The organism is Rhizobium sp. LjRoot98 (assembly GCF_964252935.1).
GTDB lineage: Bacteria > Pseudomonadota > Alphaproteobacteria > Rhizobiales > Rhizobiaceae > Pararhizobium.
Genome location: NZ_CAXUPW020000006.1, coordinates 18,193 through 40,955 on the forward strand (window position 1 = coordinate 18,193; position 22,763 = coordinate 40,955).

The 22,763-nt window shown below is 59.8% G+C and carries 28 protein-coding genes and 1 tRNA gene; 10 read left to right on the forward strand and 19 right to left on the reverse strand.

Annotated elements, in window-relative coordinates; translation table 11 throughout:
- Positions 1 to 32: 32 nt before the first annotated feature.
- The gene (locus ACSQ3J_RS19195; RefSeq protein ID WP_060505090.1) at positions 33 to 410 is read right to left on the reverse strand and encodes a VOC family protein; all 378 of its coding nucleotides are present in this window, start codon (positions 408 to 410) and stop codon (positions 33 to 35) included.
- A 235-nt stretch (positions 411 to 645) separates the two neighbouring features.
- Here ACSQ3J_RS19195 and sugE point away from each other — a divergent pair, with 235 nt between their 5' ends.
- Positions 646 to 960, forward strand: a complete 315-nt coding sequence (gene sugE, locus ACSQ3J_RS19200) for a quaternary ammonium compound efflux SMR transporter SugE (RefSeq protein WP_060505091.1) — start codon at positions 646 to 648, stop codon at positions 958 to 960.
- 86 nt (positions 961 to 1,046) lie between these two features.
- Here sugE and ACSQ3J_RS19205 read toward each other — a convergent pair whose 3' ends face one another.
- From ACSQ3J_RS19205 to crcB, 4 genes are all read right to left on the reverse strand, one after another.
- Positions 1,047 to 1,832, reverse strand: coding sequence for an ATP12 family chaperone protein (locus ACSQ3J_RS19205; RefSeq protein ID WP_436039917.1), 786 nt, complete (start codon positions 1,830 to 1,832; stop codon positions 1,047 to 1,049).
- The gene (locus ACSQ3J_RS19210; RefSeq protein ID WP_436039919.1) at positions 1,825 to 2,490 is read right to left on the reverse strand and encodes an HAD-IA family hydrolase; all 666 of its coding nucleotides are present in this window, start codon (positions 2,488 to 2,490) and stop codon (positions 1,825 to 1,827) included. Before ACSQ3J_RS19210 ends, ACSQ3J_RS19205 begins: the two co-directional genes overlap by 8 nt.
- Entirely contained in the window at positions 2,490 to 3,482 is a 993-nt protein-coding gene (locus tag ACSQ3J_RS19215; RefSeq protein WP_436039921.1) for an RluA family pseudouridine synthase, read from the reverse strand. The genes ACSQ3J_RS19210 and ACSQ3J_RS19215 overlap by 1 nt, the downstream gene beginning before the upstream one ends.
- A 126-nt stretch (positions 3,483 to 3,608) precedes the next feature.
- Positions 3,609 to 3,986: a fluoride efflux transporter CrcB gene (gene crcB, locus ACSQ3J_RS19220; RefSeq protein ID WP_037101250.1), complete on the reverse strand. Its 378-nt coding sequence runs from the start codon at positions 3,984 to 3,986 to the stop codon at positions 3,609 to 3,611.
- A 156-nt stretch (positions 3,987 to 4,142) separates the two neighbouring features.
- On the opposite strand from crcB, the gene ACSQ3J_RS19225 reads away from it, so the two are divergent.
- Positions 4,143 to 4,454, forward strand: coding sequence for a DUF1883 domain-containing protein (locus ACSQ3J_RS19225; protein ID WP_436039923.1), 312 nt, complete (start codon positions 4,143 to 4,145; stop codon positions 4,452 to 4,454).
- Between the two features lie 47 nt (positions 4,455 to 4,501).
- On the opposite strand, the gene fghA is transcribed toward ACSQ3J_RS19225, so the two are convergent.
- The 6 genes from fghA to ACSQ3J_RS19255 form a co-directional block, all read right to left on the reverse strand.
- Positions 4,502 to 5,335: an S-formylglutathione hydrolase gene (fghA, locus tag ACSQ3J_RS19230; protein WP_436039924.1), complete on the reverse strand. Its 834-nt coding sequence runs from the start codon at positions 5,333 to 5,335 to the stop codon at positions 4,502 to 4,504.
- 28 nt (positions 5,336 to 5,363) lie between these two features.
- Entirely contained in the window at positions 5,364 to 6,017 is a 654-nt protein-coding gene (locus tag ACSQ3J_RS19235; protein WP_436039926.1) for a DUF1345 domain-containing protein, read from the reverse strand.
- A 22-nt stretch (positions 6,018 to 6,039) separates the two neighbouring features.
- On the reverse strand, positions 6,040 to 6,510 hold the full coding sequence (locus ACSQ3J_RS19240; RefSeq protein WP_436039928.1) for a YaiI/YqxD family protein: 471 nt from the start codon (positions 6,508 to 6,510) through the stop codon (positions 6,040 to 6,042).
- Positions 6,511 to 6,535: 25 nt separating this feature from the next.
- Positions 6,536 to 7,021 carry a hypothetical protein gene (locus tag ACSQ3J_RS19245; protein WP_436039930.1) on the reverse strand — a complete coding sequence of 162 codons (486 nt, stop codon included), beginning with the start codon at positions 7,019 to 7,021 and terminating at the stop codon, positions 6,536 to 6,538.
- A 204-nt stretch (positions 7,022 to 7,225) separates the two neighbouring features.
- On the reverse strand, positions 7,226 to 8,353 hold the full coding sequence (locus tag ACSQ3J_RS19250; protein ID WP_060505099.1) for an S-(hydroxymethyl)glutathione dehydrogenase/class III alcohol dehydrogenase: 1,128 nt from the start codon (positions 8,351 to 8,353) through the stop codon (positions 7,226 to 7,228).
- A 92-nt stretch (positions 8,354 to 8,445) separates the two neighbouring features.
- On the reverse strand, positions 8,446 to 8,841 hold the full coding sequence (locus ACSQ3J_RS19255; RefSeq protein ID WP_060505100.1) for a helix-turn-helix domain-containing protein: 396 nt from the start codon (positions 8,839 to 8,841) through the stop codon (positions 8,446 to 8,448).
- 235 nt (positions 8,842 to 9,076) lie between these two features.
- Between ACSQ3J_RS19255 and ACSQ3J_RS19260 the strand changes: the two genes are divergently transcribed.
- The 3 genes from ACSQ3J_RS19260 (at position 9,077) to ACSQ3J_RS19270 (ending at position 12,020) form a co-directional block, all read left to right on the forward strand.
- A complete protein-coding gene (locus ACSQ3J_RS19260; protein WP_436040032.1) occupies positions 9,077 to 9,973 on the forward strand; it encodes a DMT family transporter in 897 nt (298 codons plus the stop codon).
- Between the two features lie 95 nt (positions 9,974 to 10,068).
- A complete protein-coding gene (locus ACSQ3J_RS19265) occupies positions 10,069 to 10,671 on the forward strand; it encodes a hypothetical protein (protein ID WP_060505102.1) in 603 nt (200 codons plus the stop codon).
- Positions 10,672 to 10,769: 98 nt separating this feature from the next.
- Positions 10,770 to 12,020 (forward strand): hypothetical protein, encoded by a 1,251-nt coding sequence (locus ACSQ3J_RS19270; protein WP_060505103.1) that lies wholly within the window; start codon positions 10,770 to 10,772, stop codon positions 12,018 to 12,020.
- On the opposite strand, the gene lipB is transcribed toward ACSQ3J_RS19270, so the two are convergent.
- Positions 11,993 to 12,751, reverse strand: a complete 759-nt coding sequence (lipB, locus tag ACSQ3J_RS19275; RefSeq protein WP_060505104.1) for a lipoyl(octanoyl) transferase LipB — start codon at positions 12,749 to 12,751, stop codon at positions 11,993 to 11,995. The genes ACSQ3J_RS19270 and lipB overlap by 28 nt on opposite strands.
- Before the next feature lie 195 nt (positions 12,752 to 12,946).
- Between lipB and ACSQ3J_RS19280 the strand changes: the two genes are divergently transcribed.
- Positions 12,947 to 13,031 (forward strand) — tRNA-Leu (locus tag ACSQ3J_RS19280).
- A gap of 128 nt (positions 13,032 to 13,159) precedes the next feature.
- Here ACSQ3J_RS19280 and ACSQ3J_RS19285 read toward each other — a convergent pair.
- Together ACSQ3J_RS19285 and ACSQ3J_RS19290 are read right to left on the reverse strand one after the other, a co-directional pair.
- Positions 13,160 to 13,432, reverse strand: a complete 273-nt coding sequence (locus ACSQ3J_RS19285; RefSeq protein WP_060505105.1) for a hypothetical protein — start codon at positions 13,430 to 13,432, stop codon at positions 13,160 to 13,162.
- A gap of 200 nt (positions 13,433 to 13,632) precedes the next feature.
- On the reverse strand, positions 13,633 to 14,139 hold the full coding sequence (locus ACSQ3J_RS19290; RefSeq protein ID WP_060505106.1) for a peptide deformylase: 507 nt from the start codon (positions 14,137 to 14,139) through the stop codon (positions 13,633 to 13,635).
- A gap of 256 nt (positions 14,140 to 14,395) precedes the next feature.
- On the opposite strand from ACSQ3J_RS19290, the gene mgtE reads away from it, so the two are divergent.
- Both mgtE and ACSQ3J_RS19300 read left to right on the forward strand, forming a co-directional pair.
- Positions 14,396 to 15,823, forward strand: a complete 1,428-nt coding sequence (mgtE, locus tag ACSQ3J_RS19295; RefSeq protein WP_060505107.1) for a magnesium transporter — start codon at positions 14,396 to 14,398, stop codon at positions 15,821 to 15,823.
- 165 nt (positions 15,824 to 15,988) lie between these two features.
- Complete coding sequence (locus ACSQ3J_RS19300) at positions 15,989 to 16,375, forward strand: MerR family transcriptional regulator (protein ID WP_060505108.1); 387 nt, start codon at positions 15,989 to 15,991, stop codon at positions 16,373 to 16,375.
- Positions 16,376 to 16,379: 4 nt separating this feature from the next.
- Here ACSQ3J_RS19300 and ACSQ3J_RS19305 read toward each other — a convergent pair whose 3' ends face one another.
- The 3 genes from ACSQ3J_RS19305 to ACSQ3J_RS19315 form a co-directional block, all read right to left on the reverse strand.
- On the reverse strand, positions 16,380 to 16,853 hold the full coding sequence (locus ACSQ3J_RS19305; protein WP_060505109.1) for a methyltransferase family protein: 474 nt from the start codon (positions 16,851 to 16,853) through the stop codon (positions 16,380 to 16,382).
- 3 nt (positions 16,854 to 16,856) lie between these two features.
- Positions 16,857 to 17,864 (reverse strand): heparan-alpha-glucosaminide N-acetyltransferase, encoded by a 1,008-nt coding sequence (locus ACSQ3J_RS19310; protein ID WP_060505110.1) that lies wholly within the window; start codon positions 17,862 to 17,864, stop codon positions 16,857 to 16,859.
- Between the two features lie 85 nt (positions 17,865 to 17,949).
- On the reverse strand, positions 17,950 to 18,642 hold the full coding sequence (locus tag ACSQ3J_RS19315) for a DUF599 domain-containing protein (RefSeq protein WP_060505111.1): 693 nt from the start codon (positions 18,640 to 18,642) through the stop codon (positions 17,950 to 17,952).
- Between the two features lie 255 nt (positions 18,643 to 18,897).
- Between ACSQ3J_RS19315 and ACSQ3J_RS19320 the strand changes: the two genes are divergently transcribed.
- A complete protein-coding gene (locus tag ACSQ3J_RS19320) occupies positions 18,898 to 20,298 on the forward strand; it encodes an L-serine ammonia-lyase (protein WP_060505112.1) in 1,401 nt (466 codons plus the stop codon).
- Positions 20,299 to 20,369: 71 nt separating this feature from the next.
- Positions 20,370 to 20,807: a DUF1489 family protein gene (locus ACSQ3J_RS19325; RefSeq protein WP_060505113.1), complete on the forward strand. Its 438-nt coding sequence runs from the start codon at positions 20,370 to 20,372 to the stop codon at positions 20,805 to 20,807.
- 63 nt (positions 20,808 to 20,870) lie between these two features.
- Here ACSQ3J_RS19325 and ACSQ3J_RS19330 read toward each other — a convergent pair whose 3' ends face one another.
- Positions 20,871 to 21,137, reverse strand: coding sequence for a hypothetical protein (locus tag ACSQ3J_RS19330; RefSeq protein WP_060505114.1), 267 nt, complete (start codon positions 21,135 to 21,137; stop codon positions 20,871 to 20,873).
- Between the two features lie 83 nt (positions 21,138 to 21,220).
- Complete coding sequence (locus ACSQ3J_RS19335; protein WP_060505115.1) at positions 21,221 to 22,705, reverse strand: D-alanyl-D-alanine carboxypeptidase; 1,485 nt, start codon at positions 22,703 to 22,705, stop codon at positions 21,221 to 21,223.
- Positions 22,706 to 22,763 lie beyond the last annotated feature (58 nt).

The following is a 22,763-nucleotide window of genomic DNA, read 5'->3' on the forward strand; positions in this document are numbered from 1 at the left end:
GCGCGTTCTTTACCGCTCTAGCCTACGTCTACTCACTCAGGCAGCTTGAAAAATGCCTCGAGGCGATAGCCATCGGGATCGACGAGAAAGCCGGCGTAATAAAACTGGCTGTATTCCGGCCGCAGTCCCGGCGGCCCATTGTCTTCGCCACCGTTGGCGATGCCGGCTGTATGGAAGGCGTCCACCGAAGCGGTATCCGGGGCGATGAAGCAGAAATGCAGGCCAGACCCTCGGTCGGCGGGGACGGGGGTCTCGACCTGCGCAATCCACAGACTGATCCGGTCCGAACCATAGCCGATCACCGTGTCCGTCTTCGACAACCGCTCATAACCGAGCGGCATCAGGATGGCGTCATAGAAGCGAAGCGAACGATCGAGGTTTTTGACGCCAATCGAGACATGGTCAAACATTGCGGAACACTCCCTGTTTCGTCGCCATCTTCACCGTTCGAAATCATTCGCACAAGTGCAAACCACAGGGCGTCCGGATTGCCGCCTGCGCATAGCCGGCACGCGCCGCGTGCTCTTGTCATGGTTAAACCGGGATGGCATAGAGTGCTTATGCAGACGGCTGCACGGGATCGGCATCATTGCCTGGACCCGAACATCCGCGAGGACGGCCTCGCTCCCTTAGACGGAGTCAGTGATGGCTTGGACTATCCTTTTCCTCGCAGGAATTCTTGAAATCGGTTGGGCAATCGGCCTGAAATATACCGAAGGCTTTACCAGGCTTGTGCCGACGGTACTGACCGGTGCTTCCATGGTGGCAAGCGTCGTTCTGCTCGGTATCGCCGTGCGCACGCTGCCGCTCGGCACGGCGTATGCCGTCTGGACGGGCATCGGAACAGTCGGGACGGTGATCCTGGGGATCGTGCTGTTTGCGGAGCCTGCGACGGCTGTACGCCTCGGCTGTATCGCGCTGATCATCGCGGGCATTGCCGGGTTGAAGCTGACGGCCTGAAATCACCGGCGTTGAATGAAAAAAATACCCCGTGCAGATCGCTGCACGGGGTATTTCAGTATCGGACGCTTGGGTCGCCTTGAAAATCAGCGCAGAGCGTCGAGCGTCACTGTTGCTGCCTGCATTTCCCGCCAGCGGTTTTCACGGCGCTGAAAGGCTTCATCGTCGGTGCCCCAATGCTCGATCTGCCAGTCCTCATCGAGATGGGCAAGCGCCCAGGCTTCTTCCGCCGACAGCTGCTTTTCGGCAAAGGCGATGGCGAGCAGGGCCGAGCCGGTCAGCGTGGTGATCGTGTGCAGGCAGGCGAGGCCGAGCGGCGTGGCATAGGCGCGAAGCGCTTCAGCGACACCGTTGATGGCGGCGCGCGGCTGGACCTGATGCACGATGCCTTCGACAAGGATGAAGTGCGCACCCAGCTTCTCGGCCGCCCAGCGGATCACGGGATCCCAGCGTTCCGACTGGCGGACGGCCAGGCCCTCACGCTCTCCTGCCCGGTAGCAGAGAAGATCCGTCCCGGCAAAGTTGAGGATGTCGTCGAAAACAGCGCGGATATCCTTGGAGACACCATCGATCGCGGTGTTGGCAAGCCGGGTGACCGGCATGGTCGCCGGGTCGATTTCTTCCTTCTGCGCATCCCATTCGGCTGCCAAGAGGTTGGCTGCGGCTTGTGTCGGAACGGTCAGATACTGTTTTGCCGGGGTGCGGACCGTGCGGCCGTCGAGAAGCACGGCATGGCCGCCGTCTTCCGCCGGGGCGGTACTGACGGTGGTATAGAATCGCTTTGGCAGCGGCTTGTGCATCTGTATCTGCGCGCGGCGTACGGGATCGGGGTCGCTCAGCGCGTCATGCAGATCGTCGCGAATATCAGGCATGATGTCTCTCCATCCAGTCCAGAATGTCATGCGGGGTGCGGGCAATGAAATCGGCGCCTGCCTCGATCAGCTCGGGAACCGACGCATAACCCCAGGCGACGCCGATGGCGGATGCGCCGGCGCTCTTGGCCATCTGCATGTCATAGATGGCATCACCGATGACGACGGTATCCTTGGCGTCGATACCGGCTTCGCTGCAGCATTCCGTCACCATGGCCGGATGCGGTTTCGACGGGCAGTCGTCGGCCGTGCGTGAAACGAAGAATGTCTTTTCGTAACCGTGGCTTGCACAGATCTGATCAAGTCCGCGGCGTGATTTTCCCGTCACGGCACCCAACAGAAGTTCGTCTTTGGCCATCAGGGTTTCAAGCAGGGGCGCGATGCCATCGAACAGCGGCTCGCGGAAGTTCATTTCGGTACGGACCCCGCCGTAGATTTTCTTGTAATGCGCCGTCATCGCCTGGGCGCGATCATCGACATGCGGCTGGTGCATCAGCCGGGCAATGGCAATGTCGAGCGTCAGGCCGATGATACTCTTGGTGGCATCCAACGAGATGCGTTCGAGGCCAAAATCCTCGAACGTCCGTGCCATGACCTCGTGGATGAGCCCGGCGCTATCGACCAGGGTGCCGTCACAATCGAAAAGAGCGAGTTTCATCAGTCGTCGGCTTCCTCGGCGCTGGCCATGTCGAAGCCGATCAGGTTCCAGCTCTGGACCATATGCTGCGGCATCGGTGCGGTGACGACCAGGCGGCCGCCATCCGGATGGGGAATGTCGATACGCCGGGCATGCAGGTGCAACTTGTTCTGCACACCACCGGGGAAGGCCCAGTTGAATTCGGCGGCAAAATATTTGGGATCGCCGATGATCGGGTGGCCGATATGGGCGGCGTGGACGCGCAGCTGGTGGGTCCGCCCGGTATAGGGCTCCATTTCTAGCCAGGTCAGGTTCTGGCCGGCGGTCTCGATGATCCGGTAGTAGGAAACCGCATGATCGGCGCCATCGTCACCATGCTTGGCAATCCGCATCCGGTCGCCGTCTGGCGTCTGTTCCTTCACCAGCCAGGTGGAGATCTTGTCTTCCTTCTTGCGCGGGACGCCCTTGACCAGTGCCCAGTAGGTTTTCTTGGTGTCGCGTTCGCGAAACGCCGCCGTCAGTTTCTGCGCGGCGCCACGGGTGCGGGCGATCACAAGAACGCCGGATGTGTCGCGGTCGAGGCGGTGTACGAGACGTGGCTTTTCACCCTTGGGGCTGGTCCAGGCTTCCAGCATGTCGTCGATATGGCGATTGATGCCGGAGCCGCCCTGAACAGCAATGCCTGGCGGCTTGTTGAGAACGATTACCTTGGCGTCTTCGTGCAACAGCATACGCGACAGAAGTTCATGATCGGAGGCGTGGCGAAGGTCGCGGCCGGCGATCGGACCTGTCTTGGTCTTCGGATCGACATCCATCGGCGGAATGCGCACGATTTGGCCGGGCTGGACGCGGGTATCGGATTTGACACGGCCGCCATCGATACGTACCTGGCCGGACCGCAAAAGCTTCTGCAGCGGACCGAAGCCGAGGCCCGGATAATGCACCTTGAACCAGCGATCGAGGCGCATGCCCGCTTCGTCGGATTCGACCTGCTTGTGTTCAATACCCGCCATCGTGTTTCTACCTGCATCCAATTGCCATCGCGCCCCGGCAATGGTGCCGGCCGGAAATCCGTGCGCAAACTGATATGACAGAGCAGGCCGGTCCCAAGTGGACACATGGCGCTCTGAGTGGTCCCTTTAGACTATTGCGCGCATAAGGGCCAGCCCGGCAAACACTGCGAGAGCCGAAAGAAGCACGCTGGATGCCACATAAATCAATGCGGTGACCGGTTCGCCGCGTTCAAACAGGGTGATCGCGTCAAGAGAGAAGGCGGAAAAGGTCGTGTAGCCGCCGAGAATACCGGTGATCAGGAACACGCGCATCTCCGCCGATGCACCGAATTTACGGGCGATCACCTCGGCAAAGACGCCGATCAGGAAAGATCCGGTGATGTTGACCGTCAACGTGCCCCACGGAAATGAGGGGCCGAAGCTGCGCAGCGTCCAGAGCCCGACGAGATAGCGCAGGACCGAGCCAAGTGCACCGCCGGCGGCAACGAGAAGGATATGTGTCATGTCAAATGCCATAGCCGAAACCAGGGTGCCAGAAAAGATGGCCGCCCGTTTCGGTGGACTGGTCACGCCGGAGCGAGCCGCTGCGCCAAACCAATTTTTAACACGCGATCGCTAAGGTTCCGACATCTGGCCAGGCTGTTTTCAAGCGGACGTGCAATGACAAAACTGAAGTTCAGCTTCACCCACTACGACCTCAAGCAACAGCGCGCAGGCGTGACCATCGAGATCACCTTGTCGGCCGTCGCCAATGTGCGTTTGATGACGGCCAATAATTTCCAGCTCTATACGGAAACGCTGAAACACCAGTTCGTCGGCGGCGTCGCGCGCAAGTCACCGGTCCGCCTGACCATCCCACAATCCGGCCACTGGCATGTGGTCGTCGATATGGAAGGTCATCATGGCCAATGCGAATCAAGCATTCGCATCGTTGAAGCGGGCGCCCGCCCACGCTTCCAATCCGCCTCGTGAAAGAACCGCCCCAGGCGGGGCGGTTCTTCAATCCTTGGTGCTGAAGCTTATGCCAGCCGTTCGGCATGCCATTTCAGATGATCGTCCATGAAGGTCGAGATGAAATAGTAGGAATGGTCGTACCGCTCATGCATGCGCAGCGTCAGGCCGATATCCGTTCCTTTGATGGCCTCTTCGAACAGCCAGGGGCGTAGGCCGTTCTCCAGGAAATTGTCGGCCTTGCCCTGATCGATCAGGAATTCCGGGAAGCGCGCGCCATCTTTGACCAATGCACAGGCGTCGTACTGCCGCCAGCTTGCCTTGTCGTTACCCAGATATTTTTCAAAGGCGCCGATCGACCAGTCAGCCGTCGAAGGCTCGACGATCGGTGCGAAGGCCGAGCAGCTTTTGAACCGGTCCGGGTTTTTCAGTGCAATGGTCGTGGCACCGTGGCCGCCCATGGAATGGCCGAAAATGCCCTGGCGGCTCATATCGGCGCGAAAATGCTGGGCGACGAAGGCCGGCAGTTCCTCACTGATATAGGTGTACATCTGGTAGTTTTCGGCCCAGGGCGCCTCTGTGGCGTCAAGATAAAAGCCCGCCCCCTTGCCCATCTGCCAGTTGGTCAGTTCGTCGGGAACGTCACCACCGCGCGGGCTGGTGTCGGGGCAGACGATGATCAGGCCAAGCTCGGCGGCCATCCGGCGGTATTCGCCTTTCTCCATGACGTTGGCATGCGAGCAGGTGAGGCCGGAGAGGTACCAGACGACCGGGCAGGGCGTAGTGATCGCCTGTGGCGGGATATAGACCGCGAAGGTCATCTCGACCCCGCAGGCCTGTGAATCGTGCGCAAACACGCCCTGCATGCCGCCGAATGCGGTGTTCTGGGAAAGGACTTTCAAGCTGTGCTCCTTTGAGGCTGAAACGGCATTATGCCAGCGACACCGCCGCGTTGACCGCAGCTGCCACCAGTACCGTATTGAAGAAGAAGGAGACGACCGCGTGCACAAGGTTGATCTTGCGCATGGCTGTCGTGGTGATGACGATATCCGAGGTTTGGGCCGTCATGCCGATGACGAAGGAGAAGTACAGGAAGTCATAGCCGCCTGGGTCCTTAGTGGCTGGAAACTCAAGGCCGCGATTATCACCATCACTCCGCGCCGCCTGCAGGCTCCAATAGCTATGGGCGTAGTGCATCGCCGCCATCGTATGGACCGTCAGCCAGCCGAGCGTGACGGAAGAGAATGCCAGCACCAGTTCGAGCGCCGTCTCCTTGCCACCGGTGTTCAGGGCCATGAATAGCGAGACAAGCGAAATCGCAGCCGTCGCCAGTGTCACGGCAAAAATGATGATCGCCGGTTCGTCGGTGCGGGCGGCATGGTGCTTGAGATAGGAGCCGGTAAGTCTCGGAAGGCGCCAGGCAATCATCAGCAGATAGACAAGGAAGAAGACCACAGCAGCCAGATTGACCGCCAAAGCCGGTTTGGCGAACAGGCAAGCGGCGAACGTGATCGCAGCGCAGATGCCGCCCGCATAAAACGGCGTATGGCGGCGATGCGTGATTGTCCTGTCCGGCATGCTCATCAGGGCTTCCGATCCTGCTGGGTCAGCGTTGTTTGACGCGGCGGCAAAGCCGGTCGAGCGTTTCGAGGAAAGCCGAACGGTCGCGCGGCGAAAAGGCGGCATTATAGCCCTTGCTCTCGCCGGTTTCGCGGAGGTGTGCGCCGAGATCGCGCATGGCGGTCGCCATGCCGATATTGCTCTTGTCAAAAATACGGCCCGTTGGCCCGGTCACTTGCGCACCGGCAGCAACGCAGCGCCCGGCCAGCGGCACGTCGGCGGTAATGACGATATCGCCGTCATGGGCGCGCTCGGCAATCCAGTCGTCGGCGGCGTCGAAACCGGACGAGACGATGACGTTGCGAACCATCGGGTCACGGGAGGGGCGAAGACCGGAATTCGCGACCAGCACGACAGGCAGGCCGTGACGCTCGGCGACTTTCAGGATTTCCGGCTTGACCGGGCAGGCGTCGGCGTCGACATAAATGGTGCTTGCTGGCTGGGTTGGCTCTGACATGGTTGTTCGTACCGCTTCACTGTTGTCATGGCCGCGCCGCAGGGCTGCTCATCGGCTTCATCGCTTCGTTCGTTGGCGTCTTCGGCCGCTCAAGCGACCGAGCGGCGCCAGTAGGGCTCCATGTTTCTGTCGACACTTTCTCGCCATCCGCATAGGCCCAACGCCCCTTCCAGGAACCGTCCGGCTGCAGATCATATTGGGAAATTCCGAAGCCGCTTTCGTTACCGTAGCCGATGGTAATCATATCGTCATCCACAGAGGCGACGCCCGTCGTTTCCGTGTTGCCACGCTTGCCGCCAATGCCGACGCCGTTTGCTTCCGTGCCGGCAATCGTCCAGGTCACCGAATAGGTTTCGCCGGTACGCTTGACGGTGACGGTTCCGTGATATTCGCCGCCATCGTCTGGATTGATGCCGGCGACATTATAGGTCCCGGTTGGATCAGCCAATGCAGGGGTGGAGGCGGAAAGGCTCAAGATTACACCGAGTGTGTAAAAACCACGCCTGATCATTCCGCCCTCATGCTTTTCTTGTCTCGGCCGTTTTTCGGCCGTGGTCTTGCGAACGCATAGCTGTCCGGCCGCTCGAAATCCAGAACCATATCAAGCGGGCAGGGATCCGTACGGCAGACAAGCGCCGCGCCTTGAACAGACGCGGCGCCCTGTAACTGTTAAGCCCGAAGATGCGAGAACCGGTGCCGCAGCCTCGGGTTTCTGTTAGTAGATCACCACGCTGCGGATGCTCTTGCCTTCGTGCATCAGGTCGAAACCCTTGTTGATGTCTTCCAGACCCATTGTGTGGGTGATCATCGGGTCGATCTGGATCTTGCCTTCCATGTACCACTCGACGATCTTCGGCACGTCAGTGCGGCCGCGCGCGCCGCCAAAGGCGGTACCCATCCAGTTGCGGCCGGTGACCAGCTGGAACGGACGGGTGGAGATTTCCTGGCCGGCACCGGCAACGCCGATGATGACCGATTTTCCCCAGCCGCGATGCGAGGATTCCAGTGCCTGGCGCATGACTTTGGTATTTCCGGTGCAGTCGAACGTGTAGTCCGCGCCGCCGATCGTGTCGCCGTTGCGCTTGGTCAGGTTGACGAGATAGGGAACGATATCATCGCCGACTTCCTTCGGATTGACGAAATGCGTCATACCGAACTTTTCGCCCCAGGCCTTGCGGTCATTGTTGATATCGACGCCGATGATCATGTCGGCACCGGCAAGGCGCAGGCCCTGCAGCACGTTGAGGCCAATACCGCCGAGTCCGAAGACGATCGCCGTCGAGCCGATCTCGACCTTGGCCGTATTGATGACGGCACCGATGCCGGTGGTGACGCCGCAGCCGATATAGCAGATCTTGTCGAACGGCGCGTCGGGATTGACCTTGGCCAGTGCGATCTCCGGCAGAACCGTGAAATTGGCGAAGGTCGAGCAGCCCATATAGTGGAAGATCTTGTCCTTGCCGATGGAAAAGCGGCTCGTGCCGTCCGGCATCAGGCCCTGTCCCTGGGTTGAGCGAATCGACGTGCACAGGTTGGTCTTGCGCGACAGGCAGGAATAGCACTCGCGGCATTCCGGCGTGTACAGCGGAATGACGTGATCGCCTTTCTTCAGCGATGTGACGCCCGGGCCGACATCGACGACGATACCTGCACCCTCATGGCCGAGAATGGCTGGAAACAGGCCTTCCGGATCCGCACCTGATAGCGTGAATTCGTCCGTATGGCAGATGCCGGTCGCCTTGACCTCGACCAGCACTTCGCCGGCGCGCGGGCCGTCGAGTTGAACGGTCATGATTTCGAGTGGCTTGCCTGCCTGCACGGCAACAGCGGCGCGTACGTCCATGAGTATCGTCTCCCTGAAATGAATTCTCGCCACAATCGCAGAGTGGCTGGTGGCGCTCAAGCCGAAATCGGCCGAGAATCGGTCGTGAAATATTACATGTCCTGTAGGACGCGGTTGATCTCCATCTCAAGGGCGGAGATCGCCTTTCCCGTTTGTTCGTGCAGTTTCTTCACTTGCGCCAGCTGATCGCGCAGCTGGCCGGACACCGTGTTCGAAAGATCGTCCTTCGGCGCTTCGCCAATGCCGGCGATCAACCAGGCCGGTGTGACCCCAAGGACGCCGGCCAGCATGAACAGCCGGTTTGTGCGGGGCTCGGACCGGTCACGCTCCCAGGCGGAGATTGTATCGCTGCGGACGCCGAGCTGGTTGGCAAGATCTTTCACCGAGAGGTTCATCGCATCGCGCGCCCGCCAGATGCGGCCTCCCAGCGTGTCGTTGTCGCTTGGCCTGCGTAACATTGCCATGGCGGTTTCGGTCGATAGACGCATCGGTCTCTCCTTGTGCCTTTTGGGCCGGGATGGGTCGAGTTCCGGAGCGGCCGCGAATGCGGTCGAAGACTTCAAGCTTGCAATTTATAGGGTCTGCGGCGAGATTGGACACCCCTCCACGTCAAAAATGCCGCCAAATGCGTCTTCCGTGCGTTCCATCCCGCACGGCGCCAACAATGGGACTTCGAGCTTGAGCGTTTCCACATCCACAGCCGCTGCGTCCGTCCATACCGTCATGCAAGGCCTGGCGATCATGCTGGTGGCGATGATCATCCTGCCCTGTATGGATGCGATCGCCAAATATATGGCGGTCTATCAGGGCATGTCGCCGGCACAGGTGACGTTCTACCGGTTCTTCTTCCAGCTGGTTTCAATCCTGCCGATGCTTCTGTCGGCCGGTGGCCTGCGGGCGCTGAGGCCGAAGCGCCTGTGGTTCAATCTTTTGCGCGGCGTGCTGTTGGCCGGTGCCGCACTGCTGTTTTTCGTTTCGGTCAAATACATGCCGCTGGCCGATGTCTTCGCCATCTATTTCGTCGAACCGTTTATCCTCACCTGCCTTTCGGCCCTGATCCTGCGGGAAAAGGTCGGCTGGCGGCGGTGGCTCGCCATTTTTGTCGGCTTTGGAGGAGCGATGATCGTCATTCAGCCGAGTTTCGAAATCTTCGGGCTGAAGTCGTTGATGCCGGTTTTCTGCGCCTTCCTGTTTGCCTGCTATCTGCTGCTCAACCGGGTGGTCGGCAATGCCGATACGCCTTTGACGATGCAGACCATTGCCGGCATCGGCGGGTCGCTGTTCATGATGGTCGTCATCGCGGTCGGCTACAGCGCAGGATCAGCGGATTTCGTGCCATCCTTGCCACACTCGACGCTGGGCTGGGTTCTGGTCATCGCGCTCGGTACCATCTCCGGTTATGGCCATCTTCTGGTGGTCAAGGCATTCCAGGCAGCTCCCGTCTCGCTGCTGGCCCCGTTTCATTATCTGGAGATCATCACCGGCACCGCGCTGGGGTTCCTGATTTTCGGCGAATTCCCGACACTGTCGAAATGGCTGGGCATCGCCATCATTGTCGGTTCCGGCCTGTTCATGATCTGGCGCGAGCGGCGGGCCGGATTAATGGTAAAAATTGACTGAATCCCGCAAGCCTCTGCTAACGCTCATTCTTTCCAGATTGGAAACGGGCACGGTCTACGTTTAGTCCAGTTTCATGATGAAACGGGAGAGAAACGATGGGTGAACTTCGTCTTTCTTATCCGGCATGTGTCATCGCCGGGAAGACGCGCTTGACGGTCGATGATATCGCCATTCTGCGTGAGCATGTTTTCGTTCCAGGAATTACCGCATCGCAGGATGCGGTAATTCTCCTGGCGATCAACGGCTCGTGCAGCGAAAAATGCCCGGAATGGCGCCATTATTTCATCGATGCCCTGACGGAATTCATTGTCCATACCCGTTACCCGCAAGGCGCCATGGATGAGTGGAATGCCGATTGGCTGATTGCGATGATCTCGACGCGCGGCGTGGTCAATTCGCGGATCGAGCTCGATCTGTTGTTTCACATCATCGACATCGCCGCGCACATTCCCGACAGCCTGTCCATATTTGCTCTGGAACAGATACGCATGGCGATGGCCGAGGATACGGGGGCCTGGGCGAGCTTGCGCGGCACCCGGAAAAATGGCCTACAAAAGGCTGACGTTCTGCTGATTACCCGGGTCATGAGCGCCATTGCCCGCTCGCGTGGCAGCCAGTTGACGGCACGCGAGCGCAGGATGCTGGATGAGATCGGTATCCTGACGGGCGTATCGGCCAGTCGTGTCGAAGCCGCATAGCCACTGAAACGTGGAGAGGCCGGTGGGGTGCGGCTTCCCGCACGATTTGTTCATGCTCTGCGGCTAGCGTTCGGCTGACCATCAAGGGGAGAGCACATATGGCGACGCATGCACCGGCGATCGCGCTGCTTGTCATCAATGTCGGGCTGCTATGGCTTCTGCTGGCGGTGCCGCTTGGATTGCGCACGCTGCGTGTGCAGGCAACGTTCCGGGCGGGGCGGGCCAAGGTCTGGAACGCGATCTTTCCGCTTGGAACTTCCGCCAACTGGCACCATTCCGTTCTGGCCAGCCAAAAGGAAGCACCCAACCGGGTCCGCCAAACCTACACCCATCTTGATCGTCATGGACAGCCGATCGTCCGGTCGATGGAAGTTACCGAAACACGGGCTGGAACCGAATATGACGCTCGTGTGCTCGATGACAGCGCACTCGACCCGGTATTCTGGAAGGATTTTCACGAGCGCCGGCGGCTCGTCGAGGATGGCGACGGGGTTCATCTGACCATCGAACAGACGGATCGTTATCGTGGCCTGGCGTTTCTGATCTTTCGCTTCTTTGCCTTGCGGCGCGAGGTTAAGGCGTTGCAGCAATGGCTCGATACCGGGCAGAGCAGGCCGGCTCGCGCCGTTTTCGAGCACCCACTTGTCCAATGCGGGCTGGCGATTGTATCGACGCTGCTTCTGTGGCCGTTCTTCGGTCTTACCCGCAACGGCCTGTTGCTATCGACGCTTTTGACGCTGGTCATCGTGCTGCACGAACTGGGACATATGGCTGCCTACCGGGCTTTCGGACATAAATCGGTGCGTATGATCTTTGTGCCGCTGTTGGGTGGGGTGGCGATCGGCGGCAGACCCTACAATTCGCTTTTCGAGGTCGCCACCTGCGCCCTGATGGGGGCGGGCATGTCGGCTTTTCTCATTCCGGGTGCCATCCTTCTATACGAAGCAGCCGGCAATGACGTGTTCGGCTCGGGAACGGCGGTTCTGATTTTCCTGCTGATTCTCGGCGCTTTCAACCTGCTCAATCTCTTGCCGATGAACCGGTTCGATGGCGGTCAGGTCCTGCGCCAGGTTTTCCATTCACATGCTGGCCGGGTAGCGGGAAGCTTCCTCATCACTCTGATCATTGCCGGTGTCGGCTGGCGTATCGGCCTTTCAACACCGGCACTGCTGGCCGGGCTCGCGGTCTTTGGCCTGCTGAGCATGATGGGGAGCGGCGGCGTCAAACCGCGCCACCGGCTGGACGAGATGACAAGTGGCCAGCGGATTCTCAGTGGCCTGGGGCTTTATTCTGCCGTGGCCCTGCACGGTTATGCCATCGTCTATGCAACGGACCGGCTGTTTTCCTGATCGTCCTGTGGACAGCCGGCGTCATTGACGGCCGGGCCAAAAATATCTTCGAATGCCTGACGAAGCTTGATGTCGACATCGGTCATCATCACCGGCAGGCCGAGATCGACCAGGCTGGTGACGCCATAACCGCGAATGCCGCAGGGCACGATTCCGTCGAAATGCTCAAGATCAGGGTCGACGTTCAACGACATGCCATGAAAGCTCACCCAACGGCGCAGGCGAATGCCGATCGCGGCAATCTTGTCTTCGGCCATCGAGCCGTCGGGCAGGGCAGGCCGTTCCGGACGCCGGACCCAGACGCCGACACGGTCCTCGCGCCGCTCGCCCCGGACATTCATACTGGCCAGCGTTTCGATCACCAGGCTTTCGAGAGCGGCGACGAAGGCGCGAACATCCTGCTTGCGCCGTTTCAGATCGAGCATGACGTAAACGACGCGCTGGCCCGGGCCATGATAGGTATATTCGCCGCCGCGACCGGTCTGAAAAACCGGAAAGCGGCCGGGCATGACCAGATCGGCGGAATCGGCGCTGGTTCCGGCTGTATAGAGCGGCGGATGTTCGACGAGCCAGACAAGTTCGTCCGCTTCGCCGGCCGCGATCGCGGCTGCTTCGCGCTCCATCGTCTCGATTGCATCTTCATATTCGACCGGTGAGGGCGCGATTCTCCACCGCACCGGCGGACAGTCATCGGCTGCGAAGAATGTTTTTTCCAGATTTTCGCGCTGCATGGTCAAAGCAATCCCGTTGATTTGCTTTTCTAAATGGTACGCCGGAGGGCAAGAGTCCAGCATTCTCAGGGGGCCGTGAAAAGGCCTGTTGAAATAGTTGATGTTGCCGTCAATTTTCTGTCATCCTGCCCTTGTGCACCCCAAATGCTTTTGCTACATGCACCCCCGTCGCCGCAAGACGACACCTACCACGATGCGGTCGTGGCGGAATTGGTAGACGCGCAGCGTTGAGGTCGCTGTGGGGCAACCCGTGGAAGTTCGAGTCTTCTCGACCGCACCAACTAAAACCCGCTTCGGCGGGTTTTTTGTTGCCTTATCGCAAGTTGGCATGTGAAGGCTTCGTCAGCATCCGCGCTTCACAAACAGACGAGGCTGCGGTGGAAAGCAAAGAGCCCGCCGTTCGTCCGTTTACAATCCGCCATTATCATTCAGCCTGAAATCTTCCGCTCTGCGTCTTGAAATGATTTTGAGCGAGCGATCCGGCTGTATCTGATAGGTCTCGCTCCAGTAGTTGCCCCGCTGGTCGTGGAAGGTGTGACTGAACGTGCTGCCGGCTGGCGACTTCGTCAATTTGGTGCGTGGCTGGCCGTTATAGGTGATGCTGCCAGGGATCGGCTCAACCTCCACAGCAGTGCAGGAGGCAAGCAGTACCGCTGCCACCATTATCATGCCCCATCTCATTGCAGGCCTCCTCCTATCGTTCTGCCTTATTTTATACTCCGCTAATTAAATCGCGCCAGCGTGAAATCGAACGCTGGGATCCAGTCGCGCATCTGTGTGTCTGTCTCGCTTGAGGCAACGCTTGATTGCCAATGGGCGTAGTCGAAGCGCGACCTGTACCAGACACCCGCTTTGTACTCCGGCACATCTCAGTGTTGCGTTCAAGAATCAGCCGCCTTCTCCTGCTTGGCGAAACGCTTGATCGCTCTGTCGCGTTTCAGGCGCGACAATCTCTGAAGCCAGAATATGCCGTCGAGTTGATCGATCTCGTGCTGGAGGCAGATGGACAGGAGGCCATCGGCCTGGTCTTCCTTCACCTCGCCAAGTAACGTTTGATAGCGGACACGGACCTGGCTCGGCCGGATCACGTCTTCGCTGATGCCCGGCATGGAGACGCTGCCTTCGGCATGCGATACCGTTTCAGCCGATGACCCTGTGATTTCCGGATTGACGTAGATTCTAGCGCCGGACTGAGCGTCGAGTTCAATCACCGTCAAGCGTTGCAGCACGCCGACATGCGGCGCCGTGATGCCGATACCGGGGGCTGCCCGCATGGTGTCGAAAAGGTCTGACGCCAGTGCTGCAAGCTCCGTGCCGAATTGCACCACCGGGCTGGCTGGCACGGATAGAAGCGGATGGGGAAAACGCAGGATCGGTCTTCGGGGCAAGGGCAGGCTCCATGGTTTTTCGCTTCGCCAGAGCTAAACATTTCATATGATTTTGCAACAGCTTGCACAAAAACAGCAGCAGGACCGAATTGTCAGGGCATCGGGTTGTGGACCTCCCGGGTTTGTTGGGTTAGCAGAGACAGGCGGTTTGCTTTTTCAAGGTCACCGCGACCACCGGTCTATGACATTGCCTTCCTGCTCCCGCCCGGTTTTATGCCGGCGCCTTGGATGGCTGCAAATCTTTTGAGGCGGGCACATGAGCAGTACCGGCGACCAGGACAAGGACCGTAATCCCTTAGAAGCCGATGTCTATGATGGCTCCGATATTTACGGCGAAGACGGGTCGGTGCGCTCCGACTATCTGATGCATGTCGGTGCCGCCATTGCCGATCGTGATCTTCTTTATCTGCGCCAGCACGTCGCAAGGCTGCACGCGTCCGAAATGGGCGACCTTCTGGAGGTCATCCAGCCGGAGCAGCGCCGGGCGCTGGTGTCGCTTCTGGGCGACGATTTCGACCTTTCGGCGCTGACCGAGGTCGATGAGGCGATCCGCCTCGATATCGTCGAGCACCTGCCCAACGAGCAGATCGCCGCCGCCCTTGGCGAAATGGATTCCGATGATGCGGTCTACATTCTGGAAGACCTCGATCAGGAGGACCAGGAAGAGATCCTGTCGAAGCTGCCGTTTACCGAGCGGGTGCGGCTGAGACGGTCTCTTGATTATCCCGAAAGCACGGCCGGCCGCCGCATGCAGACGGAATTCGTCGCGGTGCCGCCGTTCTGGACGGTCGGCCAGACTATCGACTACATGCGCGAAGACGAAAACCTTCCGGAGAGCTTTACCCAGATCTTCGTCATCGATCCGACGTTCAAGCTGCTGGGGGCGCTTGATCTCGACCGCGTGCTGCGCACCAAACGCTCGGTCAAGATCGAGACGATCATGCGCGAAACCAACCACCCGGTGCCGGCCGAGATGGACCAGGAAGAGGCTGCCCAGCTGTTCGAGCAGTACGATCTTCTTTCCGCGGCGGTGGTCGATGAGAACAACCGGCTGGTCGGGGTTTTGACCATCGATGATGTCGTTGACGTCATCCAGGAAGAAGCCGAAGAGGACCTGATGCGCCTTGGTGGCGTCGGCGACGAAGAACTGTCTGATTCGATCGGCAGCGCGTCGCGCTCGCGCGTCCCGTGGTTGATGGTCAATCTCTTCACCGCATTTCTGGCTGCATCGGTCATCGGCCTGTTTGAGGCGACAATCCAGCAGATCGTTGCCCTTGCCGTATTGATGCCGATCGTTGCCGGCATGGGCGGCAATGCCGGTTCGCAGACGATGACGGTGACGGTGCGTGCGCTTGCCACACGCGATCTTGATATTCACAATGCCTGGCGCGTCGTTCGCCGCGAGGCCGGGGTCGGCCTTTTCAACGGCATGCTGTTTGGCATTCTGATCGGCGTTGTCGCCGGCGCCTGGTTCCAGGATTACAATATCGGCGGTATCATCGCGGCTGCGATGCTGATCAATATGATTGCCGCGGCACTTGCCGGCATCATGATTCCGTTGCTGCTTGACCGCTTCGGCGCCGATCCGGCCGTCTCCTCGGCCGTTTTCGTCACGACAGTCACTGACGTCACCGGCTTCTTCGCCTTCCTGGGGCTGGCGACGTGGTGGTTTCGGGTTGGTTGACGCCACGTGAAAATTTGACTTTTACGTCAAAGTCAATCAATCTGCCTTTTGGACATCGGTGCCGCTTCATTTCAGGCAGAGTTCCGGTGCGACACTTCAATCGCAGCAGTATTATCCGGCGCATGTCGCCTGATTGTCCCGCTTGCGGTGTAGGGCGAGGCAGGCGTGAACAAGTATTATACCATTACAGAGCTGACACGGGAATTCGGGGTTTCCACCCGCACCCTGCGCTTCTACGAGGACGAGGGGCTGATCCACCCGGAGCGGCGGGGCCGGACCCGATTGTTCCGTTCGGCAGATCGCCGCCTGATCATGGAAATCCTGCGCGGCCGCCGTATCGGCTTCACCATCGCTGAAATCCGCGAAATTATCCAGGTCTACCGGGATCCGCCGGGCGAGGCTGGTCAATTGCGCCTGCTGATGAAGCGTGTCGAGGAAAAGCGCGAAGAACTCAATCAGAAGCGCAAGGACATCGAGGAAACGCTGGAGGAACTCGGCAATGTCGAGGAAGCCTGTCTGACCCGGCTCGCCGAAATCGGCGTCGGAACCTGAGCGGTCAAATCCACCGGCTGGTGGTGCGGCAGTAGCGTTCGAACTCGAAGCCGAAGCGCGACAGCAGATGGCGTTCTTCGTTGCGGATGGCAAACATCGTCATGAGCGCAACAGCAACAATTGCCATAATGAAAAACCAGGGATTGAGTGTGATCAGCCCGAAACCGACCATCATCAATGTGTAGCCGAGATAGATCGGATTACGGGTGAAATAGTAAGGTCCGCAGGTGACCAGATGCGAGGAACAGCGATGCGGCAGAACCGCTGTTCGCCGTTCGATCAGCGTCTTCACCGCCCAGGCGTCCAGGCAGGCCGCAACAGCGATCAGCGCGCAGCCAGACAGCCAGGGAAACCAACCATGGTCGTGGACAATCGCAATCGGCAGCATCCGCCCCAAGGCGACCGCTCCCGCAAAGGCTGCCATATAGAGAAATGGTGGCCAGGGGTAGGTCAGCGGCTTGGCGCGATAGGCGTTCATATCCTATTCCTTGGGTTGTGACTCCATGGTGCATTGACCGGCGATTCGCGCAATACGCTCATCCGTCTTGACGTCGATTTTGCCTTCGTTCAGCGGTGCGAAGAGGTTTTCTTCCATCAGTTTGTCCAGCGTGCAGCTGCAGAAGGTGGTGCAGAGCGCCGCACTTTCCTGCAGGCTGCAGGAGGCGACGCAATTGTTCTGATAGGTCTCCACCGGGTCGGGTTTGGCCGCCGGGAAACCCAGCGCATAGACATAGACCAGCGCAAACAACAGCGGCTGGTGCACGAGGTAGATGATCAGGCTGTGACGGCCAGCTGCGGTCAGGATCCTCTTCCACCGGGCGCTGCCATCGGTGCGCAGTTTTTCGAACCACCCGAAGCTCAGCGCAATGCGCGCGAATGCGATACCGGTGAGGAACGGTGCCAGCCAGGGAAGCAGCGGCACGTAATCGTTCGAGCGTGGCAGGGTTTCCGACAGCCCGACCCACCAGAGCGCCGGCGTGTCGAAAACGGGTGACCGCAGGTAGAACGGTGCGGCAAAGGCGGCAGCGGCCACCAGAAGCGTCAGGATCGTCGGCAGGCGCAGGAAAAGCAGGCCGATGACGCTTGCTGCCGCAATTGCATGCAGGATGCCGAAGAAGATGAAGCCATCGGGAAAGGCAAACCAGGTGGCGATGGTGATAACCAGCGCAGCAGCAGCGATCTTGGCAAAGCGGATGGCGAAGGACCGGGGTTTGAAGACCGGATAGTGGCCGAGCACAAGCCCGAGGCCCGCCAGAAACAGGAAGCTGCTGGCGATCATCCTTGCGTAGATCTTGAATGCGCCGGTGCCGACCGTGCCTGGATCGAGATAGCCGAAATATTCCAGATCCCAGGAGAAGTGATAGGTCGCCATTGCAATCAATGCAAACCCGCGCAGCGCATCGATCGCCCAGATGCGGCCTCGCTTTTCAGCGGCCACCGGCGGTGCCGTCCCGTTGTCGGTTTCGGTGACTGCGTTGGGTATCGACATGGCTCTATCTTTTCGAATGGCGTGATTATCGCGCGGCGAGCTTGCGTCAGGCGCAACGCGTCACATGGCTTGCCGCCCGAGACTTTCAGGGGTTTGTGTCGTCAAGAAGGGCTTCGCGCGCTTCCGAATAGAATTGGCGGCGGGCCAGGACGAAAATGACGAAGATTGTCAGCGCAATGAAGACATAAGGGCTGATGAACCAGCCGAGATAGCCAATCGACAGGAAGACGCTGCGCAGCCCGGCATTGAAATTCTTGGCGGCCAGAATGTTCATCTTCACGGCCCGTTCGGCCGCACGCTCTGCACCGGCCCGGTCCTGTATCAGGTCGGACATCATCGGGATGCTGCCGACGAGAATGGAGCAATAGTTGAACAGGCGGTAGGACCAGGCAAACTTGAAGAAAGAATAGGCAAACAGGCAGGCAAGACCGCCGACTTTCAGCTCGAAGGCCGTGCGCCCGCCCTGGAAGACATAAGGCAGGTCGCCCATGATCGCCTGGACCTGATCCGTGGCGCCCAGAAGAGCAAAGCAGCCACCCAGCGCAAAGATCGTCGTCGAGGCGAAGAATGCGGTCCCCGCCTGTAATCCGGCGACGATCTGGGTATCGATCATCTTCAAGTCGCGGTTAAGGGAGTTCATCAGCCAGCGCCGCCTGTTGTCCATCATCAGACGCGTCAGCGAGATGCGCTTGAGATGCACCTTGCCGTCCGTGGCCCAGTTGTAGCTGGTCCACAGCAGCGCGAAAACGGTCAGTGCGATATAGTCGACGATTGTCATGGCTCGTTTTTGGCATGCTTTGCCGAAATTGCAAGGTATCGCGAAAGTTTACCCAGCACCTTGAAATCGATGGCTGGGCATGGCGAATTATGAAGGAGGAATCGTGCTACAGCCACCCGGCCGCCGTTCGTGTCGCACGCACGGAAGCGGATGTCGGTTGATCGCCTGATGGCAGGCACAGGATGGCCTAGTTTTGATGCAATGATCGTGGTCCGGCAATCTTGTCCGGTCCAGCAGTCCCCGGGCGGAGTTCGCATGTTTCTTTCGGTTTTTGATGTCTTCAAGATTGGTATCGGCCCCTCCAGTTCGCACACGATGGGACCGATGTCGGCGGCAAACCGCTTTCTCGATCTGATCCTGTCGAGCGACTGGCCGCGCCCGGCCAATGCCACCATCACTTCCATCAAGTCGAGCCTGCACGGGTCGCTCGCCTTTACCGGCATCGGCCATGGAACGGGCAGGGCGGTGATCCTTGGCCTGATGGGCGAGCGTCCGGACCGCGTCGACCCCGACCGGATGGATCCGATCATTGAGGAAGTCGAGCGCACCGGGCGCATCACCCCGGCCGGGCATCCGTCCTATGAGTTCCAGCCGAAGACAGATCTTGTCTTCGACAAGAAGGTACCGCTGCCCGGTCATGCCAATGGTATGTCCTTTTCTGCGTTCGACAAGGATGGCCGCCTGTTGTTGAAGCGCGTCTATTATTCCATCGGCGGCGGCTTCGTCGTCACCGATACCGAGTTGGAGGCCATGAAGGCCAGCAAGACCAAGCCCGGCGGCGTCAAGGTTCCCTATCCTTTCTCGACGGCAAAGCAGATGCTTGATATGGCGCGGCATTCCGGCCTGTCTATTGCCCAGATGAAGCGGGCGAACGAGGAATGTTCGATGCCCGCCGAAGAACTCGACGAAGGCCTCGACCGGATCTGGGCGGCGATGAAAAGCTGTATCGATCGTGGCCTGACCGGGTCCGGCATCCTTCCTGGCGGCTTGAAAGTCCGCCGCCGCGCCGGCATGATCCATGACAAGCTGCAGGACGAATGGCGCTCCAACAAGATCAACCCCTTGCTCGCCAACGACTGGCTGAGTGTCTACGCCATGGCGGTGAACGAGGAAAACGCCGCCGGCGGTCGCGTCGTCACCTCGCCGACCAACGGTGCCGCCGGTGTGGTGCCTGCAACGATCCGCTACTATCTGCATTTTCACGAGGATGCCGATCATCACGGCATCCGCGACTATCTGCTGACGGCGGCGGCGATCGGCGGCATCATCAAGTTCAACGCATCCATTTCCGGTGCCGAAGTCGGCTGTCAGGGCGAGGTCGGTTCGGCCTCGGCGATGGCGGCAGCGGGCCTTGCCGCCGTCATGGGCGGCACCCCGGAGCAGATCGAGAATGCGGCGGAAATCGCGCTGGAGCACCATCTTGGCATGACCTGCGATCCCATCGCCGGTCTCGTCCAGGTTCCGTGTATCGAGCGCAATGCGCTGGGCGCGGTCAAGGCGGTCACGGCTGCTTCACTGGCGATCAAGGGCGACGGCCAGCATTTCGTGCCGCTCGACGCCTGCATCGAGACGATGCGCCAGACCGGTGTCGATATGCACGATAAATACAAGGAAACGTCGACAGGCGGCCTTGCCGTCAACGTTGTCGAGTGCTGACGGGCACGCACCTGTGGAGCGGGGCAGAACGGGCTTGACCGCGACCGCTGTGCGGGTATTCAACTCCGGCCATGGCCTTGCATCTTATCAAGCTCTGCGTCGGCGCAGAATCGATCGATGACCTTCGCGAATGGGTGTCGCGCAAGGCAGCCGTGGCGGTTGCCGCGGGTCTCGAACCACATTCCTATCATACGACACGCATGGTGCCGAAGCGTGTCGAAGAATTGCTGGAAGGCGGATCGCTCTATTGGGTGATCAAGGGGCAGGTGCAGGCCCGCCAGCGGCTGACCGGCATCGAAACCTTCACCGACGGCGAGGGGATCGGCCGCTGCAACCTGATCCTCGGCCCTGACGTCGTCGAAACGGCCTATCAGCCCCGTCGTGCTTTTCAGGGCTGGCGTTATCTTCAGGACAATGAGGCGCCGCGCGATCTGGCGGCGTTGGGCGTCGGTGCCGAAGAATTGCCGCTGGAACTGCGCCGCGAACTGGCCGAACTGGGCCTTCTCTAAAAGCTGACATCAAAATGCGAAAAGCCCGGCAAAACCGGGCTTTGATCGTTATTCCATGCCGTTTTACCGGATCCGCAGCCGGATCGGGTAGCGTCCCGAGGGCGAGGTCACGTGCACGTGGATCTGTGCATCTGGCTGTGTCGAGCGCCATGCCCGTGCCCCGTGCGTCAGAAGCAGTGTCACCAGATCCTTGGTCTTCGACCGGGGGCGGCTGCCGAGTTCGGCGATCCGCATGGCGGCTTCGTGCAAGGGGTGCAGGCCGGAGCGCGGCGATTTCCGCTTTTTGTCCGGTGCGGGCGTCATGCCCGATCCATTCTCATTCATTCCCATAACTAACCTCGTTACGCAAAACCAAATCCGAGGAGGACCAGCGGTAAACACAACACGCCGCTGATCGAAACTGTGTGATATCGTTACTGGGCGCTTGCCCAGCAGGCGAAGCCCTTGCTTTTCAGAGTCTTGCAGGCAGAAACCGCCTTGTTCTGGTCCGAGAAGCCGCCGAAGCGTGCCCGGTAGAGCTGGCTGTCACCACTGGCGAATGCCACCGTGAACGGGGTTGCGCCGCGCAGAGCCTTGCCGCCCTTGTCCTTGGCATTATCGAGCAATGTCATGGCCTGGGCTTTGTCCGGTGTCGCACCGATCTGGATTACCCAGCCGGCCGGTACATTGTCGGCAACGGCAGCTGTTTCAGCGGCGGGCTTGGCAACCGAATTGGTGATCTGGTTGTCGACATCGGCAGCCGGAACCGGAGCCGCCTTGGCGAGCTTGCGGCTCTGCGCTTCCAGCGTGTTCGGCATGACTTTCTGGGTCAGCAGCGGGTTGGCGCTGGCCTTGACCGGCGCTGCATAGGCAACTTCGATGCTCTTGGTGGTCTCGCCGCTGTAGCGGAAATCCGGAACCGGACCGTTGCTCGGGAGGTTGAAGCTGCCACCGGTCGCGGCAACAGCGGTTTCGACCGGCTGTGCGACAGCCTGAGCCGTCTGCATGGTCGGTGCATCAGCCGTTTCGGCAACGAGATTGCCACCGCCGCGGCGCGACGCTGCCGGCATGTATTTGGCCACGAGGGCGCGCATCTGCGCGTCACGGGCACCACCGGACTTGCCGCCCATGACGACGCCGACAATGCTGCGGCCGTCAGCCTGGGCTGAGGTTACCAGATTAAAGCCGGCAGCCCGCGTATAGCCGGTCTTGATGCCATCGACACCGCGGACATTGCCAAGCAGGCGATTGTGATTGCCGATCGTCTGCTTGCCGAAGCGGAAGCTGCGGGTCGAAAAATAGGAATAATACTGCGGAAAATGCTGGCGAAGCGCCATGCCGAGCCGCGCCTGATCGCGCGCTGTCGTCATCTGCGCGTCGTTCGGCAGGCCGTTGGCGTTGCGATAAGTGGTGCGGGTCATGCCGAGCGCACGCGCCTTGTTGGTCATGATCCGGGCAAAGCGCTCTTCGGAACCACCGAGCAGTTCGCCGAGTGCGGTCGATGAATCATTGGCGGAGCGTGTGACCATCGAAAGGATGGCCTGCTCGACGGTGATCGAGTTGCCGGAGCGCACGCCGAGTTTCGATGGCGGCTCGGCCGATGCGTTCTTCGAGAACGGAACGGGCGTATTCTCGTTGATTTTGCCGGCTTCCAGCGCCTCGAAGGTGAGGTAGAGCGTCATCATCTTGGTCAGCGAAGCCGGATAGCGCAGGCTGTCGGCGTTTTCGCTATACAGAACCTTGCCGGTCTTCGCATCAACGACGATACCCGCATATTGCGCGGCAAAGGCGGCGGGGATCGCCGTAAACGTAGCGGCCAGCGATACCAGCAGAACCCGGCACGCTTTCTTGAAGAATAGCGCAGGCGCGTATGGAGCGGAGCCGTTGAATATGGATTTGGACACTACACTACTCTTCATTCTATTTTCACAGATGCCGTCCGGGCGTGGCCTGCCGAAAACGACCGTTCTCGAAACT

What these genes read in the sequence shown, in the direction of transcription:
- ACSQ3J_RS19335 (WP_060505115.1), bottom strand. Translation starts at nt 22,705, where the DNA reads ATGAAGAGTAGTGTAGTGTCCAAATCCATATTCAACGGCTCCGCTCCA.
- ACSQ3J_RS19210 (WP_436039919.1), bottom strand. Translation starts at nt 2,490, where the DNA reads ATGAAACTCGCTCTTTTCGATTGTGACGGCACCCTGGTCGATAGCGCC.
- ACSQ3J_RS19320 (WP_060505112.1), top strand. Translation starts at nt 18,898, where the DNA reads ATGTTTCTTTCGGTTTTTGATGTCTTCAAGATTGGTATCGGCCCCTCC.
- ACSQ3J_RS19265 (WP_060505102.1), top strand. Translation starts at nt 10,069, where the DNA reads ATGGGTGAACTTCGTCTTTCTTATCCGGCATGTGTCATCGCCGGGAAG.
- ACSQ3J_RS19205 (WP_436039917.1), bottom strand. Translation starts at nt 1,832, where the DNA reads ATGCCTGATATTCGCGACGATCTGCATGACGCGCTGAGCGACCCCGAT.
- ACSQ3J_RS19255 (WP_060505100.1), bottom strand. Translation starts at nt 8,841, where the DNA reads ATGCGTCTATCGACCGAAACCGCCATGGCAATGTTACGCAGGCCAAGC.
- crcB (WP_037101250.1), bottom strand. Translation starts at nt 3,986, where the DNA reads ATGACACATATCCTTCTCGTTGCCGCCGGCGGTGCACTTGGCTCGGTC.
- ACSQ3J_RS19260 (WP_436040032.1), top strand. Translation starts at nt 9,077, where the DNA reads ATGCAAGGCCTGGCGATCATGCTGGTGGCGATGATCATCCTGCCCTGT.
- ACSQ3J_RS19250 (WP_060505099.1), bottom strand. Translation starts at nt 8,353, where the DNA reads ATGGACGTACGCGCCGCTGTTGCCGTGCAGGCAGGCAAGCCACTCGAA.
- ACSQ3J_RS19315 (WP_060505111.1), bottom strand. Translation starts at nt 18,642, where the DNA reads ATGACAATCGTCGACTATATCGCACTGACCGTTTTCGCGCTGCTGTGG.
- ACSQ3J_RS19270 (WP_060505103.1), top strand. Translation starts at nt 10,770, where the DNA reads ATGGCGACGCATGCACCGGCGATCGCGCTGCTTGTCATCAATGTCGGG.
- ACSQ3J_RS19195 (WP_060505090.1), bottom strand. Translation starts at nt 410, where the DNA reads ATGTTTGACCATGTCTCGATTGGCGTCAAAAACCTCGATCGTTCGCTT.
- ACSQ3J_RS19215 (WP_436039921.1), bottom strand. Translation starts at nt 3,482, where the DNA reads ATGGCGGGTATTGAACACAAGCAGGTCGAATCCGACGAAGCGGGCATG.
- ACSQ3J_RS19235 (WP_436039926.1), bottom strand. Translation starts at nt 6,017, where the DNA reads ATGAGCATGCCGGACAGGACAATCACGCATCGCCGCCATACGCCGTTT.
- ACSQ3J_RS19310 (WP_060505110.1), bottom strand. Translation starts at nt 17,864, where the DNA reads ATGTCGATACCCAACGCAGTCACCGAAACCGACAACGGGACGGCACCG.
- ACSQ3J_RS19225 (WP_436039923.1), top strand. Translation starts at nt 4,143, where the DNA reads ATGACAAAACTGAAGTTCAGCTTCACCCACTACGACCTCAAGCAACAG.
- lipB (WP_060505104.1), bottom strand. Translation starts at nt 12,751, where the DNA reads ATGCAGCGCGAAAATCTGGAAAAAACATTCTTCGCAGCCGATGACTGT.
- ACSQ3J_RS19325 (WP_060505113.1), top strand. Translation starts at nt 20,370, where the DNA reads ATGGCCTTGCATCTTATCAAGCTCTGCGTCGGCGCAGAATCGATCGAT.
- ACSQ3J_RS19240 (WP_436039928.1), bottom strand. Translation starts at nt 6,510, where the DNA reads ATGTCAGAGCCAACCCAGCCAGCAAGCACCATTTATGTCGACGCCGAC.
- ACSQ3J_RS19245 (WP_436039930.1), bottom strand. Translation starts at nt 7,021, where the DNA reads ATGATCAGGCGTGGTTTTTACACACTCGGTGTAATCTTGAGCCTTTCC.
- ACSQ3J_RS19305 (WP_060505109.1), bottom strand. Translation starts at nt 16,853, where the DNA reads ATGAACGCCTATCGCGCCAAGCCGCTGACCTACCCCTGGCCACCATTT.
- ACSQ3J_RS19330 (WP_060505114.1), bottom strand. Translation starts at nt 21,137, where the DNA reads ATGGGAATGAATGAGAATGGATCGGGCATGACGCCCGCACCGGACAAA.
- sugE (WP_060505091.1), top strand. Translation starts at nt 646, where the DNA reads ATGGCTTGGACTATCCTTTTCCTCGCAGGAATTCTTGAAATCGGTTGG.
- ACSQ3J_RS19285 (WP_060505105.1), bottom strand. Translation starts at nt 13,432, where the DNA reads ATGAGATGGGGCATGATAATGGTGGCAGCGGTACTGCTTGCCTCCTGC.
- mgtE (WP_060505107.1), top strand. Translation starts at nt 14,396, where the DNA reads ATGAGCAGTACCGGCGACCAGGACAAGGACCGTAATCCCTTAGAAGCC.